Source organism: Catellatospora sichuanensis, assembly GCF_007483665.1.
In the GTDB taxonomy this organism is placed as follows: Bacteria; Actinomycetota; Actinomycetes; order Mycobacteriales; family Micromonosporaceae; genus Catellatospora; species Catellatospora sichuanensis.
In genome coordinates, this window is record NZ_VIQO01000024.1 from 124,352 (window position 1) to 138,640 (window position 14,289).

At 71.6% G+C, this 14,289-nt stretch carries 13 protein-coding genes; 5 read left to right on the top strand and 8 right to left on the bottom strand.

Going from position 1 to position 14,289, the window contains the following annotated elements; all coding sequences use genetic code 11:
• Nucleotides 1-61: 61 nt before the first annotated feature.
• From FLL47_RS30135 to FLL47_RS30150, 4 genes are all read right to left on the bottom strand, one after another.
• Nucleotides 62-595, bottom strand: a complete 534-nt coding sequence (locus FLL47_RS30135) for a DUF6790 family protein (RefSeq protein WP_144125045.1) — start codon at nt 593-595, stop codon at nt 62-64.
• Between the two features lie 78 nt (nt 596-673).
• Complete coding sequence (locus tag FLL47_RS30140; RefSeq protein WP_186315988.1) at nt 674-1,645, bottom strand: TAXI family TRAP transporter solute-binding subunit; 972 nt, start codon at nt 1,643-1,645, stop codon at nt 674-676.
• Complete coding sequence (locus tag FLL47_RS30145; RefSeq protein WP_144125048.1) at nt 1,642-2,070, bottom strand: roadblock/LC7 domain-containing protein; 429 nt, start codon at nt 2,068-2,070, stop codon at nt 1,642-1,644. The genes FLL47_RS30140 and FLL47_RS30145 overlap by 4 nt, the downstream gene beginning before the upstream one ends.
• Nucleotides 2,067-4,508, bottom strand: a complete 2,442-nt coding sequence (locus FLL47_RS30150; RefSeq protein WP_186315989.1) for a sensor histidine kinase — start codon at nt 4,506-4,508, stop codon at nt 2,067-2,069. Before FLL47_RS30150 ends, FLL47_RS30145 begins: the two co-directional genes overlap by 4 nt.
• A gap of 350 nt (nt 4,509-4,858) precedes the next feature.
• Between FLL47_RS30150 and FLL47_RS30155 the strand changes: the two genes are divergently transcribed.
• Complete coding sequence (locus tag FLL47_RS30155; protein WP_144125054.1) at nt 4,859-5,350, top strand: COG4315 family predicted lipoprotein; 492 nt, start codon at nt 4,859-4,861, stop codon at nt 5,348-5,350.
• Between the two features lie 125 nt (nt 5,351-5,475).
• Nucleotides 5,476-7,143: a PQQ-dependent sugar dehydrogenase gene (locus FLL47_RS30160; protein WP_144125057.1), complete on the top strand. Its 1,668-nt coding sequence runs from the start codon at nt 5,476-5,478 to the stop codon at nt 7,141-7,143.
• Between the two features lie 70 nt (nt 7,144-7,213).
• On the opposite strand, the gene FLL47_RS30165 is transcribed toward FLL47_RS30160, so the two are convergent.
• Together FLL47_RS30165 and FLL47_RS30170 are read right to left on the bottom strand one after the other, a co-directional pair.
• Nucleotides 7,214-8,245 (bottom strand): OmpA family protein, encoded by a 1,032-nt coding sequence (locus FLL47_RS30165; protein WP_144125060.1) that lies wholly within the window; start codon nt 8,243-8,245, stop codon nt 7,214-7,216.
• Between the two features lie 2 nt (nt 8,246-8,247).
• Nucleotides 8,248-9,036: an NADH-quinone oxidoreductase subunit E gene (locus tag FLL47_RS30170; RefSeq protein WP_144125063.1), complete on the bottom strand. Its 789-nt coding sequence runs from the start codon at nt 9,034-9,036 to the stop codon at nt 8,248-8,250.
• A 186-nt stretch (nt 9,037-9,222) separates the two neighbouring features.
• On the opposite strand from FLL47_RS30170, the gene FLL47_RS30175 reads away from it, so the two are divergent.
• Nucleotides 9,223-9,705 carry a MaoC family dehydratase gene (locus FLL47_RS30175; protein WP_246158836.1) on the top strand — a complete coding sequence of 161 codons (483 nt, stop codon included), beginning with the start codon at nt 9,223-9,225 and terminating at the stop codon, nt 9,703-9,705.
• Between the two features lie 8 nt (nt 9,706-9,713).
• Here the strand turns inward: FLL47_RS30175 and FLL47_RS30180 are convergent, their stop codons facing one another.
• A complete protein-coding gene (locus FLL47_RS30180; RefSeq protein WP_144125066.1) occupies nt 9,714-9,917 on the bottom strand; it encodes a hypothetical protein in 204 nt (67 codons plus the stop codon).
• 108 nt (nt 9,918-10,025) lie between these two features.
• Nucleotides 10,026-11,069, bottom strand: a complete 1,044-nt coding sequence (locus FLL47_RS30185) for a coiled-coil domain-containing protein (protein WP_246158839.1) — start codon at nt 11,067-11,069, stop codon at nt 10,026-10,028.
• Nucleotides 11,070-11,414: 345 nt separating this feature from the next.
• Here FLL47_RS30185 and FLL47_RS44830 point away from each other — a divergent pair, with 345 nt between their 5' ends.
• Nucleotides 11,415-13,520, top strand: a complete 2,106-nt coding sequence (locus tag FLL47_RS44830) for a putative bifunctional diguanylate cyclase/phosphodiesterase (RefSeq protein ID WP_186315990.1) — start codon at nt 11,415-11,417, stop codon at nt 13,518-13,520.
• A 10-nt stretch (nt 13,521-13,530) separates the two neighbouring features.
• Nucleotides 13,531-14,250 (top strand): helical backbone metal receptor, encoded by a 720-nt coding sequence (locus tag FLL47_RS30195; RefSeq protein ID WP_144125071.1) that lies wholly within the window; start codon nt 13,531-13,533, stop codon nt 14,248-14,250.
• The last annotated feature ends 39 nt before the right edge of the window (nt 14,251-14,289 follow it).

Consider the following 14,289-nt stretch of genomic DNA (forward strand, 5'->3'; position numbering starts at 1 on the left):
AGTGACCTTGGTGCACGCCCGGCCCGGTCGCGGGCCGGTCGGAGGGTCGCGGGCCGGGTGGTCAGGGCCGGGTCGGCAGGGCGGTGGATGCCTGCTCGAAGGACTGGGCGGGGGCGCCGCGGCGGTACATGACCAGCAGAATGATGGCGAACAGGGGCATCAGGATGTCCGACGGCAGCGCCCAGACGTTGGCGGGCGCGTGGTTGTCGTGGAACACCCACTGGTTGAAATGGCCCCAGGCGTCGCCCCAGAACGAGATGGCCAGCGCGGTCACCGCGGCGGTCAGCCAGGTGCCGCGCAGCCGCCGCCAGGCGCAGCCGAGCGCCAGTACCGCGACCGCCAGGTCGCCCCAGCCGACCTCCCACTGGAACATCGACTGCGTGTAGCCGATCTGCTCGGCGGTCTGGTCGGACGTCGGGCCGATGTGGCTGAGCCCGCCGAGCACGCCCCAGACGCCCGCGCCGACCACCATGATCCAGAGTAGGGCCAGCTCGACGACGCGATGCTTGCTGCGCCGGGCCGGGTGTTTGTCCACGGCGACGTGGATCAGCCAGCCGACGACGACGGTGAACCAGATGGCAGCGAAGAACGGCATCACACACCTCCGGACGGCTCCGACGTTACGCCGGGGCCGTCCGGGCCGTGCCGCGTCCCGCGATTCCGCCGCTGCGGGTCAGGACACTCCGTAGAATCGCTGCGCGCCCGGGTGCAGCTCCAACGGCGACACCAGCGGCGCGATGTCCCGGCTGAAGTTGCCGCCCTCGGGGTGCACCGCGGCCAGTTCGGCCTGATGGTCGAAGAGCAGCTGGGTCAGGCGGAACGCAACCTCCTCGGGCATGTCGACCGACACCACGACGAGGTTCGGCACCGCGATCGTGTCCACGTCGGCGGTCAGGCCGTACGTGCCCTTCGGGATGGTGCCGGGGGCGTAGATGTCGGGATGCGCCTTGCTGATGGCCTGGCCCAGCTCGTCGAGCGGGACCAGGGTGAACACGCCCGGCGACTGGTCGAACAGTCCCTGCACGCCCGTGGTCGGCAGGCCGGCCGAGTAGAACATGGCGTCCAGGTCGCCGGTGCGCATCGAGGACGTCATCTGCGACAGCGACGCGGACACCTGGGTGATGTCGCGCTTGAGGTCCAGCCCGGCGACGGCGAGCAGCCGGACGGCGACTTCCTCGCTGCCGGAGTTCTGCGGGCCGGTGCCGACACGCTTGCCTTTGAGGTCCTTGATGGACTTGATGCCCGCGTCGCGGCGCACCACCAGGTGCGTCTGGCCGTTGAAGACCCGGGCCAGTGCCCGGAACTGCACCGGCTTGCCCTCGAACAGGCCCTTGCCGGCGGCGGCGTCCGCGGCCACGTCGGCGAACGTGAACGCGATCTGCACGTCGTCGATGGCGAGCCGCTGCAGGTTGTCGCCCGCGCCGTTGGTCGGCGGGGCTAGCGCCTCGTAACCGGGCAGGTGACGGTTGATCAGGTCGGCGTAGCCGCCACCCACCTGGTTGAACACCCCGTTGGTGGGGCCGGTGCCGATGGTCAGGGTGCCGCCGTGCCAGGCCGGTGCGGCCTCTTCGGCGTCCGCCGTGCACGCGCCGAGCGCCGGGGCGAGCAGCACGCAGAGCAGCAGGGCCAGCCGGCGGCGCCTCACCACTGGCCGTCCACCCGCGCCTCCGGTTCCAGCGCGTACGCGACCCGGTGCGCCAGCAGCGCCGTCTCGTAGCCGATCTGGCCGAGGTCGCAGCCGGGCGCGGCGACCACGGCGAGGAACGCGCGATCGCGAACCGCCATGATCAGGAGTACGCCCTCGTCCATGTCCACCACGGTCTGGCGCACCTGGCCGCTGCTCAGGCAGCGTGCCGCGCCGATGGTGAGGCTGGCCATCCCGCTCGTGATGGCGGAGAGCTGGTCCGACAGATCCTGACGCAGCCCGTCCGAGTGGGCGATCGTCAGGCCGTCCACAGAGACGGCCAGCACGTAGGTGACGTCGGCGATCCGTTGGGCGAAGGAGGTCAGCAGCCAGTCGAGGCCGCCGATCTCGTCGGCGCCGGCGAGCTGCGCGGGGTTCTGAGTCATCGAGTGCTTTCCTTCGTTGCTGGCGGGGCTGACAGACGCTGCTCACGAGCCAGTTCGCGGTGAGCGGCCGCGATACCGCCGGCCAGACCGGACAGCCGCGCCCGGACCGCTTCGGGGTCCAGCAGGCCGGAGCTGTCGGTCCGGGAGGAGGCGGTGGCCGCGCGGCCAGGCGGCGAGACCTCGGCGGGGCGGCGCTGGGGCAGGCCGGAGGGCAGGAGCGGAGGTTTGTCGGTGGGTGCCTGCCGGACCGCAGGGATCGCCTGGGTCGGCGCGTCGGCGGCCTCCGCGAAGGTGGCGGCGGGCGCTGCGGGCGTGGACGGGGTGAGGGAGTGGGCGGCGGGAGTGTGGTCGGCGGGCGCGGACGGCGGTGCGGGGATGGGCGGTCGTGCGGTCACGGCTGCCGCGGCGACGGCAGAGCGGGCGCCAGGCCGTCGGGTGCGCAGGGTCTCACCATCGGGCAGGCTGCCGTTGCCGGACGTGACGGTCAGCCGGCTGACCGCGCTGTGCGGCGGGGCGAGCAGTGCCGTCGGCAGCAGCACCAGCGCCACGGTACCTCCGCCGGGGCTGCTGCGCAGCTGCACCGTGATCCCACGGCGGGCGGCGATCCGGGCGACCACCAGCAGGCCCATGGTGCGGGCCAGCTCGCTGGTCAGCATGGACGGCCGGATCAGCCGCTCGTTGATCTCCTGTAGTTGTCCGGGCGGCATGCCGATGCCCGCGTCGAAGATGTTGATGGTGAGACCGTCCACGCCGCGCCGGGTGGTGACCAGCACCCGGCTGTTCGGCGGGGAGAAGTCGGTGGCGTTCTCCAGCAGCTCGGCCAGCAGGTGCACGACGTCGCCCACGGCGTGCGCGACGACGCACAGGTCCGCGATGGAGTTGGTCTCCACCCGGGGGTACTGGTCGATCTCGGCGGCGGCCGCGTGCACGACGTCGACCAGCAGCTCCGCGTTGACGAAGCGGCGGCCCGGCTCGCCGCCGGCCAGCACCAGCAGGTTCTCCTCGTTGCGGCGCATGCGGGCGGCGAGGTGGTCCAGGGCGAACAGCTTGGCCAGCGACGCCGGGTCGGTCTCGCCGCGTTCGAACTCGTCGATCAGGTGCAGCTGGCGCTGCACCAGGGTCTGGCCGCGCCGGGACAGGTTCACGAACATCTGCGAGATGTCGTGGCGCAGCATGGCCTGGTCCGCGGCCAGGCGCAGCGCCTGCTGGTGCAGGTTGGCCAGGGCCGCGCCGACCTCGCCGATCTCGTCGTTGGGGCCGGCCAGTGCCTTCTCCGCCTGCTCGTTGGAGGCGCGCACCAACCGGCGCACGGTCTCGACCCCGGGTGCGGAGGAGACCTCGGCGATCGCCGCGGGCAGCTCGCCGCTGGCGATGTCCATCGCGGACCGGCTCAGCCGGCGCAGGCCGCGGCTGGTGCGTACGGACAGCAGCACCGCGATGCCGAGGGAGACGGCGATGACCAGGCCGGAGGCGCCACCGCTGGTCAGCGCGTCGCGCTCGGCGGCGGCGTGCTGCCGGGCCGCCTCCGCCTCCAGCGAGCCGATGACCTCCAGCTCGAACAGGTACAGCCGGCGCAGCGCGTTGGACTTGGCGATGAACCAGGCGTCCGGGTCGACGCGCAGACCGGCGGGAGTGCTGTCGGCGGTGAGCGCTCCCTGAAGCAGGCTGTTCGCCCGATCCACGTCGGCGCCGCGGACGACCTCGCGGTAGCGCGCGGCCACCTGCGGGCCGGCCACCCGTTCGAACTGCGCCACCCGTTCGGCCTCGGCGCCGTACAGCTCGCCGAGCTCGGCCAGCTCGCCGTGCTCGAAGCGGCCCCGGGCGAAGACCGTACGCAGCAGCCCGCGCTGTTCCGCGGCGTGGTGCTCGACCGCGTTCAGCGCGGCCACCGCCTCGGTCAGCGCGCTGAGCCGCGCGTCGGCGGGTGCGGCGGCCAGCGCCTCGCCGACGGCGAACATGGCGTGGGTCAGCCGGTCGTAGACGGTCTCCGGGTTGGTCTTCGCGGCCGGCTGCCCCTCCGGCGGGAACTGGGCCGCCTCACGCAGCCGGGGCAGCTCGGCGAGCGCGGTGTCGGCGTCGTCGACCAGCCCGCCGATCTCCGGTGCGACCTGGACCGCGACGGGCACCGTGGTCCGGTAGCGGGCCACCGCCTCGTCGGTGCGCCGCCGCTGCGCGGTGAGCAGCAGCTCGCCGGCCTTGCCGCCGCGCTGCAGCAGCGCCTCGGTCTCCGACAGCTCCTGTTCGAGCTGGTGGTTCAGCTTGACGGTGGCGGTCAGCGCCTGCGCCACCGCACCGGACGACTCGGCCTCGCGTGCCTCGTCCATGGCCGACGACGTCTGCACGCCGCCCAGCACACCCACGCCGATCGTGGCCACGGCGATGGGCAGCAGCAGGCGGAAGCCGATGGAGCGACGGCGGCGGCGTCGTGCCGTGACCATCGGAACATCGGCTTCCTGGACGTACTGGGGTGCCCACGGCGGTGCTCCGCCGCCGGTGACTGCCATCGACTGTGCCTCTCGACTGATCGGTGGGACTCCCATGAGGGTTACGGGCAACAACCTTCACCACAACCCCCGAAACGTCCACCGGATGGACACATAGGTGTCACATAACGACACGTTCAGCCCTCGACAGCGTTGTCAGACGAGGTTGCGGGTTCAACTTAGTTATATCCGAATTGGATTCATATCCTCCGGATGGGCGTGTTCTGGCGCGTTTCACCGGTGGAAAGTCCCGTGGTCACTACGCTTTGTGGCTACATGTCGGATCCGCCAACGGGGTGGCACCAATGTTCGTACGTCGATTCGCTCTGCTCGCCGCCGTGATCACCGCAGGAGCCCTCGGGGCCTGCGCCGAGAGCACCACCCCACCCGCCGGAGCGGATACGGGAGCCACGGGCGCGTCCGCCGCCCCGGTGGCCGCCTCGCCGTCCGCCGCCCGCGCCGCGGTGCGCATCGCCAATGTGGGCGGTCGCAAGGCGCTGGTCGACCAGGAGGGCCGCACGCTCTACGTCTTCCTCCGCGACGCCAAGGGCAAGAGTGCCTGCCTGGACAAGTGCGCGGTGACCTGGCCGCCGATGGTCGGGGACGCGGTCAACGGGGACGGCGTCGACGGCTTCCTGCTGTCCACGTACACCCGGCCCGACGGGACCGTGCAGACCACCTACCGCAACCTGCCGCTCTACCGGTTCCGGACCGACAAGCCGGGTGACGCCCACGGGCAGGGCATGGACGGCGCCTGGTTCATGCTCGACGAGAACGGCGAGATGTACCAGTGGTGACCGCGGGCCCGCGGCTGTGAGATCGCTGCCAACCTGCGCGACGCCGGGCGTGTAACACGCGCCGCCCGGCGTCGCGCCGGTAACCTTGCCCGAATTCGCTGACTTGTCCGCGATGTGGGGAAGATATGAATAACAGACGTTTTCTGGTCACCGCGACCGCCGTGGCCGTCGTGCTGGCCGGCATCGGCTACCTCTCCTTCCGGCAGGCATACAGCAGCGGAGCGCCGCAGCCGCCCGCCCGGCCGGTGCGCACGCTCGGTGCGCCGCTGCCCGGCGCGCCCGCCATCACCGAGCCGCGGGCCGACGGGCACCTGGTCAGCGGTGCCGACGTGCACATGGAGAGCGCCCCGATGCCGGCCCGCGAGGACGGCAGGAAGGTCGAGCACGTCTGCACCGAATGGGAGATCTGGTCCGTCGAGCCCGCCGAACGGGTCTGGCACTCGCCCTGCGTCGACGGCCCGCAGCTGGTCCATGCCCACCTCGGCGACGGTGAGTTCGAGAACTCCTTCGCCGCCCGCCGCGACCTCGCTGCCGACCGCGAATACGACCTGCGCGTGCGCTACCGGGACGACACCAAGGACAAGGCGAAGCGGTGGAGCCCCTGGGGCTACCGCGCGTTCCGCACCCTCCCGCAGCGCGCCCCGCTGGCCGGGGCCGGCACCTGGCACGTGCGCCAGGACGGATACCGGGTCGAGGAGGTGGCCGGCGGCTTCCAGCTGCCCGTGCACCTGGCCATGGCCCCGGGGCACACCGGCGATCCGGACAAGCCGATGTTCTACGTGACCGAGCTGTACGGCCAGATCAAGGTGGTCAGGGGCGATCTCCGCACCGGGGTGTACGCGAAGAACCTGCTGAACTTCGACCCCCGGGGCACCTTCCCGGGCACCGGGGAGAAGGGCGTCACCGGCATCGTCGTCGACCCGAACAACGGCGACGTGCTCGCCTCGGTGCTCTACGAGCGCGGCGGTCTGCACTACCCGAAGGTGGTGCGGTTCTCCAGCAGGGACGGCGGGCTGACCGCGTCGAAGCAGACGACCCTGCTGGACATGCCCGCCGAGCCGCAGTCGGCCGCGCATCAGATCTCGCAGCTCACCATCGGCCCGGACGGCAAGCTCTACGTGCACATGGGCGACGCGATGCTGGCGTACACGGCCAAGGATCTGAACTCCTTCCGCGGGAAGATCCTGCGGGTGAACCTGGACGGCAGCGCGCCGGCCGACAACCCGTTCTACGACGCCGAGGACGGCATCACCGCCCGCGACTACGTCTACGCCTCGGGCTTCCGCAATCCGTTCGGCGGGGCGTGGCGCGCCGACGGCAGCTACTACCAGGTCGAGAACGGCACCGCGATCGACCGGCTGTCGCGGGTGGACAAGGGCGTCGACTACGGCTGGGACGGCACCCGCGACAGCATGCTCAAGCCGAAGCTCTACATCTGGTCGCCCTCGACCGCGCCCACCTCGATCGCCTTCGTCGACCCGGACGTGCACCACGGCTCGGGTTTTCCGAAGAGCAAGCACGGGCACATGTTCGTGGCGGAGAGCGGCCCGACCTTCGCCACCGGCCCGCAGGACAACGGCAAGCGGATCGTCGAGTTCACCTTCGACGGCGGCAAGGTCGGCAAGCCGAAGACGCTGCTGGAATACAACGGCACCGGCAAGGCCACCGTCGTCGGCCTGGCCGCAGGCCCGGACGGCCTCTACTTCACGGCCCTCTACCCCGACGCCGACACCGCCGCCCCCGACACCCCCAACGCCAAGATCTACCGAGTCCGCCACACCGGCGCCGAATGAAAGGAAGGGCACCTTCACAACGCTGTGCGTTGTAGAAGGTGCCCTTCTTAACGTGCTTTAGCCGTGCAGGTCAGGGTAGGACGATGAACTCGACTCGGCGGTTGACCGCCTGGTTCGCCTCGCTGGTGTTCGGGCGGGCGGGACGGCTCTCGCCGTAGCCCTGGGCGGTCAGCCGGTCGGCCGCGATGCCCTGCGAGACCAGGAACGTCAGCACCGTCTTGGCCCGGGCCCGGCTCAGCGCCAGGTTGTCCCCGGTCGAGCCGTTGTTGTCCGTATGGCCCTCGATCCGCACCTTGACCTGCGGGTTGTCGGTGAGGATGCGAGCCGCCTGAGTGAGCGCGGCACGACCCGCCGCGGTCAGCGTCGTGCTGTTGTCGAGGAAGGTCACCGCCGGCAACTTGACCAGCGCCTGCTGGACCTTCGCGAGCTCGGTGCGGTCGGCCACGGTCGCGCCCACCTGGGCCGCGGCAGCAGCCACAGCGTCCTTGGTCGCCTGCGAGTCGAGGGTGCCCGCCAGCGACAGGTTGCCGCCGCGCAGCTCCACGGTCGCGTCCTTGGTGCCCTTGCCGAGCGCCTTGACCACGTTCGGCAGCCCCGAAAGGCCCGCGTCGGTCACCGCGGCGTCGACCGTCAGCCGGTCGTCCACCTGGCCGGCCCCGGCCAGCTCGGTGGCCGCCTGCACCAGCGCGGTGCGGGCGGCCTCGCTCGGCACCGTGCCGGTGACCGCGATGCGGCCGCCGCCCAGGGTGAAGACGACCGTCGGCGGGGTGGCTGCGGCGGTCGGGGACGCCGACGGCGCCGGTGCGGCCACCGCGGGCACGTCGGCCACGGCGGCGCGTACGCCCTCGAGCCCGCGCACGATCTCCAGCGCCCGATCGGCCTCGGCGGTCGATCCGGCCTTCAGCGTGCCGTCGCGCCCGACGAAGTCGACCTGCACCGAGGACAGCCCTGCGGCCTGCAGCGCCTGCTCGGAGCGTGTCGTGAGATCGTCCTGGATGTTCTCCCGGAAGGGCAGGTGCTGCGCGGTGACGATGCCGGCCAGGCCGAGCACCGCGACCGCCACCCCGACCACCGGGTGGAACCTGCGAGCGTTGTCCGCCATGCTCATTCCCGTCCCGTGTCGCGGCCGGCGACGAGGCGGCGCTGCAGGTCGGCCAGACCCTCCTCGTCCCCGTCGACGAGTAGCTGGGCCTGCCGGGACCAGCTGAGCAGCGCGGGCGCGAAGTTGAGCCCGCCTGCCTCGATGGCCTTGCGCAGGCTGTCGTTGTCGGCAGCGGCGACCGCGGCGTACGTGCCCATCCCGGCGGCCGTCAGCGCGGCCTCCATCCTGGGCCCGATGCCCTCGATGCGCTGCAGGTTGTCGCCCGCGGCGACCAGCATGTTCTCGATCGGGGTGAGCGTCGAAGCCTCGACCTTGAACGCCTTCTCCTGGGCGGCCTCGACCGCGGCCTCCACCGCGTCGTCGGGCTCGTCGGCGACGGCGACCGGCTCGGTCACCGCGGCGACCGGCTCGGGCGTGGCCTCGGCGACCGGGACCGGCTCCGGCTTGGTCTCGGCGACCGGCTCGGGCTTGGCGATCGGGGCCACCAGCGACACCGGCCGCTGCTGCACCTCGATCTCGTCGTCGGCGGGCGCGGCCGGGGCGGGCGCGGCCTTCTTCGACGGCTTCTTGGCGGCCTTCGGCTTCGCGGCCTCGGGCTCGTCGGCCACGGTGGCCGCGGCGACCGGCGCGGCGGCTTCCGCCACGACCGGGGCGGACGGCGCGGCGGCCGCGGCCGGCTGCTCCGCCGGGGTGGACTTGCCGCGCCTGCTGAACAGCAGCCAGCCCACCAGCAGGCCGAGCAGGAACGCTGTCAGGATCATGAGGAGCGACTGGCCGATGAACCAGGCCACGAAGACCTCCAAAGTGAACGCGCGAGGGAAACGCGCTGTCGGAAGGATTGCTGCTCGTCTCGCTGACGCGAGCCGACGAGCTCGAGGCAGCTTCGCACACCCCGGGGAGATCCGACTCAGCGCATCGGCCGGTTGTGGCACCTGCACCGGTCACAAAAGGCCGGATGTCCGCATAGGATCGCGGCTGTGCCGCAGACCGTGACGCATGTGCGCGACCTCGCCGACGTGGTCGGCAGCTTCCTGGGCCACAGCGCGTGGCATGAGATCACGCAGCGTCAGGTGGATCTGTTCGCCGAGGCGACCTGGGACGACCAGTGGATCCACACCGACCCCGAGCGCGCCGCGAGCGGTCCGTACGGCGGCACCATCGCGCACGGCTTCCTCACCATGTCGCTGACACCGACCCTGCTGGCCGAGATCTGGCGGGTCGAAGGCGTGGACATGACCGTCAACCAGGGGCTGGACAACCTCCGGCTGCGCGCGCCGGTGCCGGTGGGCGCGCTGGTACGCATGGGCGCGGACCTGCTGTCCACGCGCCCGCGGCCGAAGGGCTTCGCCGAGGTGGTGGTGCGGCTGACCTTCGAGCTGGAGCACGCGGGCCGGCGGCAGCGCGCGGCCACCGCCGACCTGACCATCCTGCTCCGCGAGGCGGCGACCGTCCCGCGCTGATCAGCGGTTCAGGAGGGGTCGCCCTGCCAGCGGGCGTCCTCGTCCTCCCACTCCTCGTTGCGCTCCTTGACCTTGGCCAGCGCCTGCTCGGCGTCGGCGGGGGAGGGGTACGGGCCCAGCAGGTACTTCGACGGGCATCTGTCGTCCCCGTGCTCGACCCTGTGGTGCTTGATGCACCAGAAGTACTGCGGCGGATCTCCGACGTTCGTCATGCCATCACTTTGCCCGTTCGCGGGCCCGCTACGCCACCGATCCGCGACAAGCCGCCGGACATGCGACAGGGGCGCCTCCCTGCCGGAGTGCGCCCCTGTGCCGTCGGATCAGAGCATGGAGAGGTGTACGTGGTTCGTATGGTCCCCGGCGGGGTTGTCGCCGCAGTTGGAGCCGGCCGAGTCGTAGGTCTTCCAGGCGCCGTTGATCCAGATCTTGCAGTACCAGATCACGTACATGACACCGAGCCGGCTGGCGTTCTTGATGAAGAACGACGCCAGGTTGTTGCCGTAGGTGCGGTCGCCGCCGCTGGCGGAGTAGTTGGTGAAGCCGCCGGTGGCCGAGGCGAAGTCGCAGGCCCGGCCCTTGGGGTGTTCACCGCCGCCGCTGGAGCGGTGGCACGAGACGTAGCGCTTGAAGCCGTTGGCCTTGGCCTGGTTCATCGCCCACAGGGTGCGCGGGGTGATGCAGCCGCTGGTGGTCGGGTCCTTGATCGAGCAGCCCTCGCTGGGCCAGGACCCGTTGGCGTTGCGCGGGGCGGGCTTGGCCAGCGGGGAGTTCGGGTTGATGTAGCCGCTCGAGCTGCGTCCGTCGACAGCACGCAGGGCCTGGTCGGCCGCCTTCTTGCGCTTCTCGATCTCCTTGAGCGCGTCCTGCTGCAGCTTCAGCTGGATGTCGATCGCCGCTTTCTTCGCGGTGACCTCCTGCTTGCGCGTCCGGTAGTCGTTCATCCGGGCCTCGTCGCGCTGGGTCATCCGGTCCATGGCGCTGGCCTTGGACAGCAGCGAGCCCGGATCGGTGCCGTTGATCATCAGACTGACCACGCCGAGCTTGCCGGTCTTGTAGGCCTCCGCCGCGTACTGGCCGACGAACACGCGCAGCCGCTCCAGGTCCGCATCGGCGGTGGCCAGCTCGACGGCCAGCTTCTTCTGTGAGGCCTGGGCCGCTTCCAGCGCCGCCTGCGCCTCCAGGTAGCCCTTGGCCGCCGCCTCCAGGTTCTCGCGCAGCTGGGCGAGCGTCTTGGAACTGCCCTCGTTGGGCTCCGCGAACGCGGGCGCCGCCGGGGACAGCCCGCTCACCACCAGGAACACGGCAGCCAGCAGCAGCGCGAGGTGGGCGGCGCGTCGTCGGGTCCGGGGCACGGTGGGGGTCACGGAGGTGCATCCTTCCGTCGTTCGCCGCGCGGACGGACCGGCGCGTCAGCGGCGCTGCTGGGGAGCAGCGGGCCGCGCGGCCGTGCCGTCGTCGGGGGATGCGCGACGGTGGCTTCGGCAGATCTATATGTGAGACAGCCTCGGTGCCGTGGGGGCAGGCGGTCAGAGTACCCGGTCGCCACGGGAGCGCTCAAAACGATCGACGAACGTGCACCGCTTTGCCCGAATAGTAGGTTTTCGCGTTGCCCCGTCAGGGAACCGGCCGCGTAATAGTGTTATCCGGAGGGAATTGTGTCGTCTCGCGCCGTTTCAGTGCTCTTCACAGCCTGGATGGTGCTGCTTGGCGTGCTCTTTTACGTCATCAGGCCGTGGCAGGTGGGGTTGTGGGCCGCGCTCGGGCTGGTCTCCGACGTCGTACGCGACACCGCGACCGGACTGATGCCCAGCCACGCCGAACACCGGGTGATCCTGGCCGTCGAGGAGGCCGGGCGGGCCGCGGCCGAGCAGGAGCAGCCCGGCGGGCCCCGGCCCGCGGTGCTGTGCCGGACCGGTGAGCTGAGCCCGGAACACGCCGACGAACTGGCCGGTTTCGACACCGTGCTGAGCTGCCCGCTCGCACCGGCCGACGGCACCTCGGGCGGGCACAGCATCGGCACGCTGCTGGTCGCGGCCGAGGAGGACGTGCTGCAGACGCTGCGTGGCGCGATGGAGGTGCTCGCCCTGCAGGCGGCCCTGGCGCTGTCCCGGATCATGCTGAACGACGAGGTCAACCGGCGCGACAGCGAGGCATACTTTCGCGCGCTGGTGCACAACACGGCCGACGTGATCATGATCGTGGGCGGCGAGGACGAGATCCGCTACTGCAGCCCGTCCGCAACGGCGATGTTCGGCCGCGAGGCCCTCGAAGGAAACCACCTGCTCGACCTCGTCGTGCCGGAGGAGCGCGAGCGTAGCGCGGGCTACCTGCTGCGGGCGCGCCAGGAGCGGCGCGGCGAGACCACCGACTGGACCGTGTGGGGCTTCGGGGACCGGCGGCTGCAGGTCGAGGTCTCCAGCCGCGACCTGCGCGAGGATCCGGCGGTCAGCGGCCTGGTGATCACGCTGCGCGACGTGACGCAGCGCCGGCGGCTGGAGCGCGAGCTGACCCACCGGGCGTTCCACGACTCGCTGACCGGGCTGGCCAACCGCGCCCTGTTCATCGACCGGGTGACGCTCGCCGTGGACCGGGCCCGCCGCAACGGCACCATCGCCGGCGTGCTCTTCATCGACCTCGACGACTTCAAGGACGTCAACGACACGATGGGCCACCCGGTCGGCGACGAGCTGCTGACCTCGGTCGCCGAGCGGATCAAGGGCGTGCTGCGCCCTCACGACACCGCCGCCCGGCTGGGCGGCGACGAGTTCGCGGCGCTGATCGAGGACTCCACCGGCACCGGCGCGATCGAGGCCGTCGCCGAGCGGGTGGTGCGGGTGCTGTCGGTGCCCGTGCCGGTGGGCGACCAGCGGGTGCCCGCCGGGGCCAGCGTCGGCGTCGCCACCACCCGGCACGCCCACGACGGCGACGAGTTGCTGCGCCACGCCGACCTGGCGCTGTACTCGGCCAAGGGCGAAGGCAAGGGCCAGTGGCGGCGCTACCAGCCGGCGCTGCACGAAGCCCTGGTCGAGCGGCTGCAGCTGAAGGCGGACCTGGACCGGGCCATCGCCGAGGAGGAGTTCAGCCTGCGTTTCCAGCCGGTGGTCGGGCTGACCGGCGCCGGGACGGTGGGCTTCGAGGCGCTGGTGCGCTGGGAGCACCCCAGCCGCGGCACGCTGCCGCCCGGCGAGTTCATCGGCCTGGCCGAGGAGTCCGGGCTGATCGTGCCGATCGGCACCCAGGTGGTGCGCCAGGCGCTGGCCACCGCGGCGCGCTGGCCGACCCGGGCCGGGCTCAGCCCGTACGTCAGCATCAACATCTCCGCCCGCCAGTTCCGCACCCCCGGCGTGGTCGCCGACCTGCTGCGCGAGCTGGACGAGGCGGGCCTGCCCCCGCACCGGATGATGCTGGAGATCGTCGAGACGCTGCTGCTGCACGAGGACGAGGAGGTCTGGGCCGACCTGGCCGAGCTGCGCGAGGCGGGGGTACGCGTCGCGATCGACGACTTCGGCACCGGCTACTCGTCGCTGAGCTACCTGCGGCAGATGTCGCTGGACGTGGTGAAGCTGGACAAGTCCTTCGTCGGCGAGATCGCCTTGTCCGCCCAGCAGCGGGCGCTGGTGGAGGGCATCGTACGGCTGGCCAACACGCTCGGGCTGGAGGTCATCGCCGAGGGCATCGAGACGCAGGAGCAGCGCGACATCCTCGCCGACATCGGCTGCCCCTTCGGCCAGGGCTACCTGTTCAGCAAACCGCTGCCCGGCGGGGAGACGTTTCCCTGGCTGGTCGACGACCTCGACGATCCGGCGGCGCACTAGGGTCGGGCGGATGCGGATCGTCTCCCTGGTGCCGTCGCTGTCCGAGGCCGTCGCGGCGACGCTGCCCGAGGCGCTGGTCGGGGTCACCGACTGGTGCACCCACCCGGAAGGGCTGCCCGCGACGCGGGTGGGCGGCAGCAAATATCCCGACCTCGACCGGGTGCTGGCGCTGCGGCCGGACGTCGTGCTGGTCAACGTCGAGGAGAACCGCGAGCAGGACGCCGACGCGCTGCGCGCCGCGGGCGTCGAGCTGTACGTCACCTACCCCCGCACCGTCGACGAAGCCCTCGACGAGCTGGGCCGCATGCTGACCGCGCTGGGCGCCCCCGGCGAGCCCGACTGGCTGGCCGCGGCCCGCACGGCCTGGGCCGGTCTGCCGACGCCCGCGCTCCGGCGCGCGGTGGTCCCGGTGTGGCGTCGTCCATGGATCGTGCTCGGCGGCGACACCTTCGCCGGAGACGTCCTGCGTCGCCTCGGCGTGACCAACGTGTACGCCGACTCCGCCGAGCGCTACCCGCGCCCGTCCCTCGACGAGCTGCACGCGCAGGACGCCGACCTCGTCGTGCTCCCCGACGAGCCCTACCCCTTCACCCGCGACGACGGTCCGGAGGCCTTCCCCGCCCTACCCTGCGCCCTGGTCTCCGGCCGCCACCTCACCTGGTACGGCCCCTCCCTCGCCGAAGCCCCCGCCCTCCTCACCGCCCAACTCACCCAGGCACCACCCACCTGATCGCCTGCAGTTTCGGGGAAGCTGCGCGAATGGACCCGC

Bases quoted from the DNA above. Each gene is read 5' to 3' on its own strand.
- FLL47_RS30145 (WP_144125048.1), bottom strand. From the start codon at position 2,070: ATGACTCAGAACCCCGCGCAGCTCGCCGGCGCCGACGAGATCGGCGGC.
- FLL47_RS30165 (WP_144125060.1), bottom strand. From the start codon at position 8,245: ATGGCGGACAACGCTCGCAGGTTCCACCCGGTGGTCGGGGTGGCGGTC.
- FLL47_RS30135 (WP_144125045.1), bottom strand. From the start codon at position 595: ATGCCGTTCTTCGCTGCCATCTGGTTCACCGTCGTCGTCGGCTGGCTG.
- FLL47_RS30195 (WP_144125071.1), top strand. From the start codon at position 13,531: ATGCGGATCGTCTCCCTGGTGCCGTCGCTGTCCGAGGCCGTCGCGGCG.
- FLL47_RS30180 (WP_144125066.1), bottom strand. From the start codon at position 9,917: ATGACGAACGTCGGAGATCCGCCGCAGTACTTCTGGTGCATCAAGCAC.
- FLL47_RS30160 (WP_144125057.1), top strand. From the start codon at position 5,476: ATGAATAACAGACGTTTTCTGGTCACCGCGACCGCCGTGGCCGTCGTG.
- FLL47_RS30155 (WP_144125054.1), top strand. From the start codon at position 4,859: ATGTTCGTACGTCGATTCGCTCTGCTCGCCGCCGTGATCACCGCAGGA.
- FLL47_RS30150 (WP_186315989.1), bottom strand. From the start codon at position 4,508: ATGGTCACGGCACGACGCCGCCGCCGTCGCTCCATCGGCTTCCGCCTG.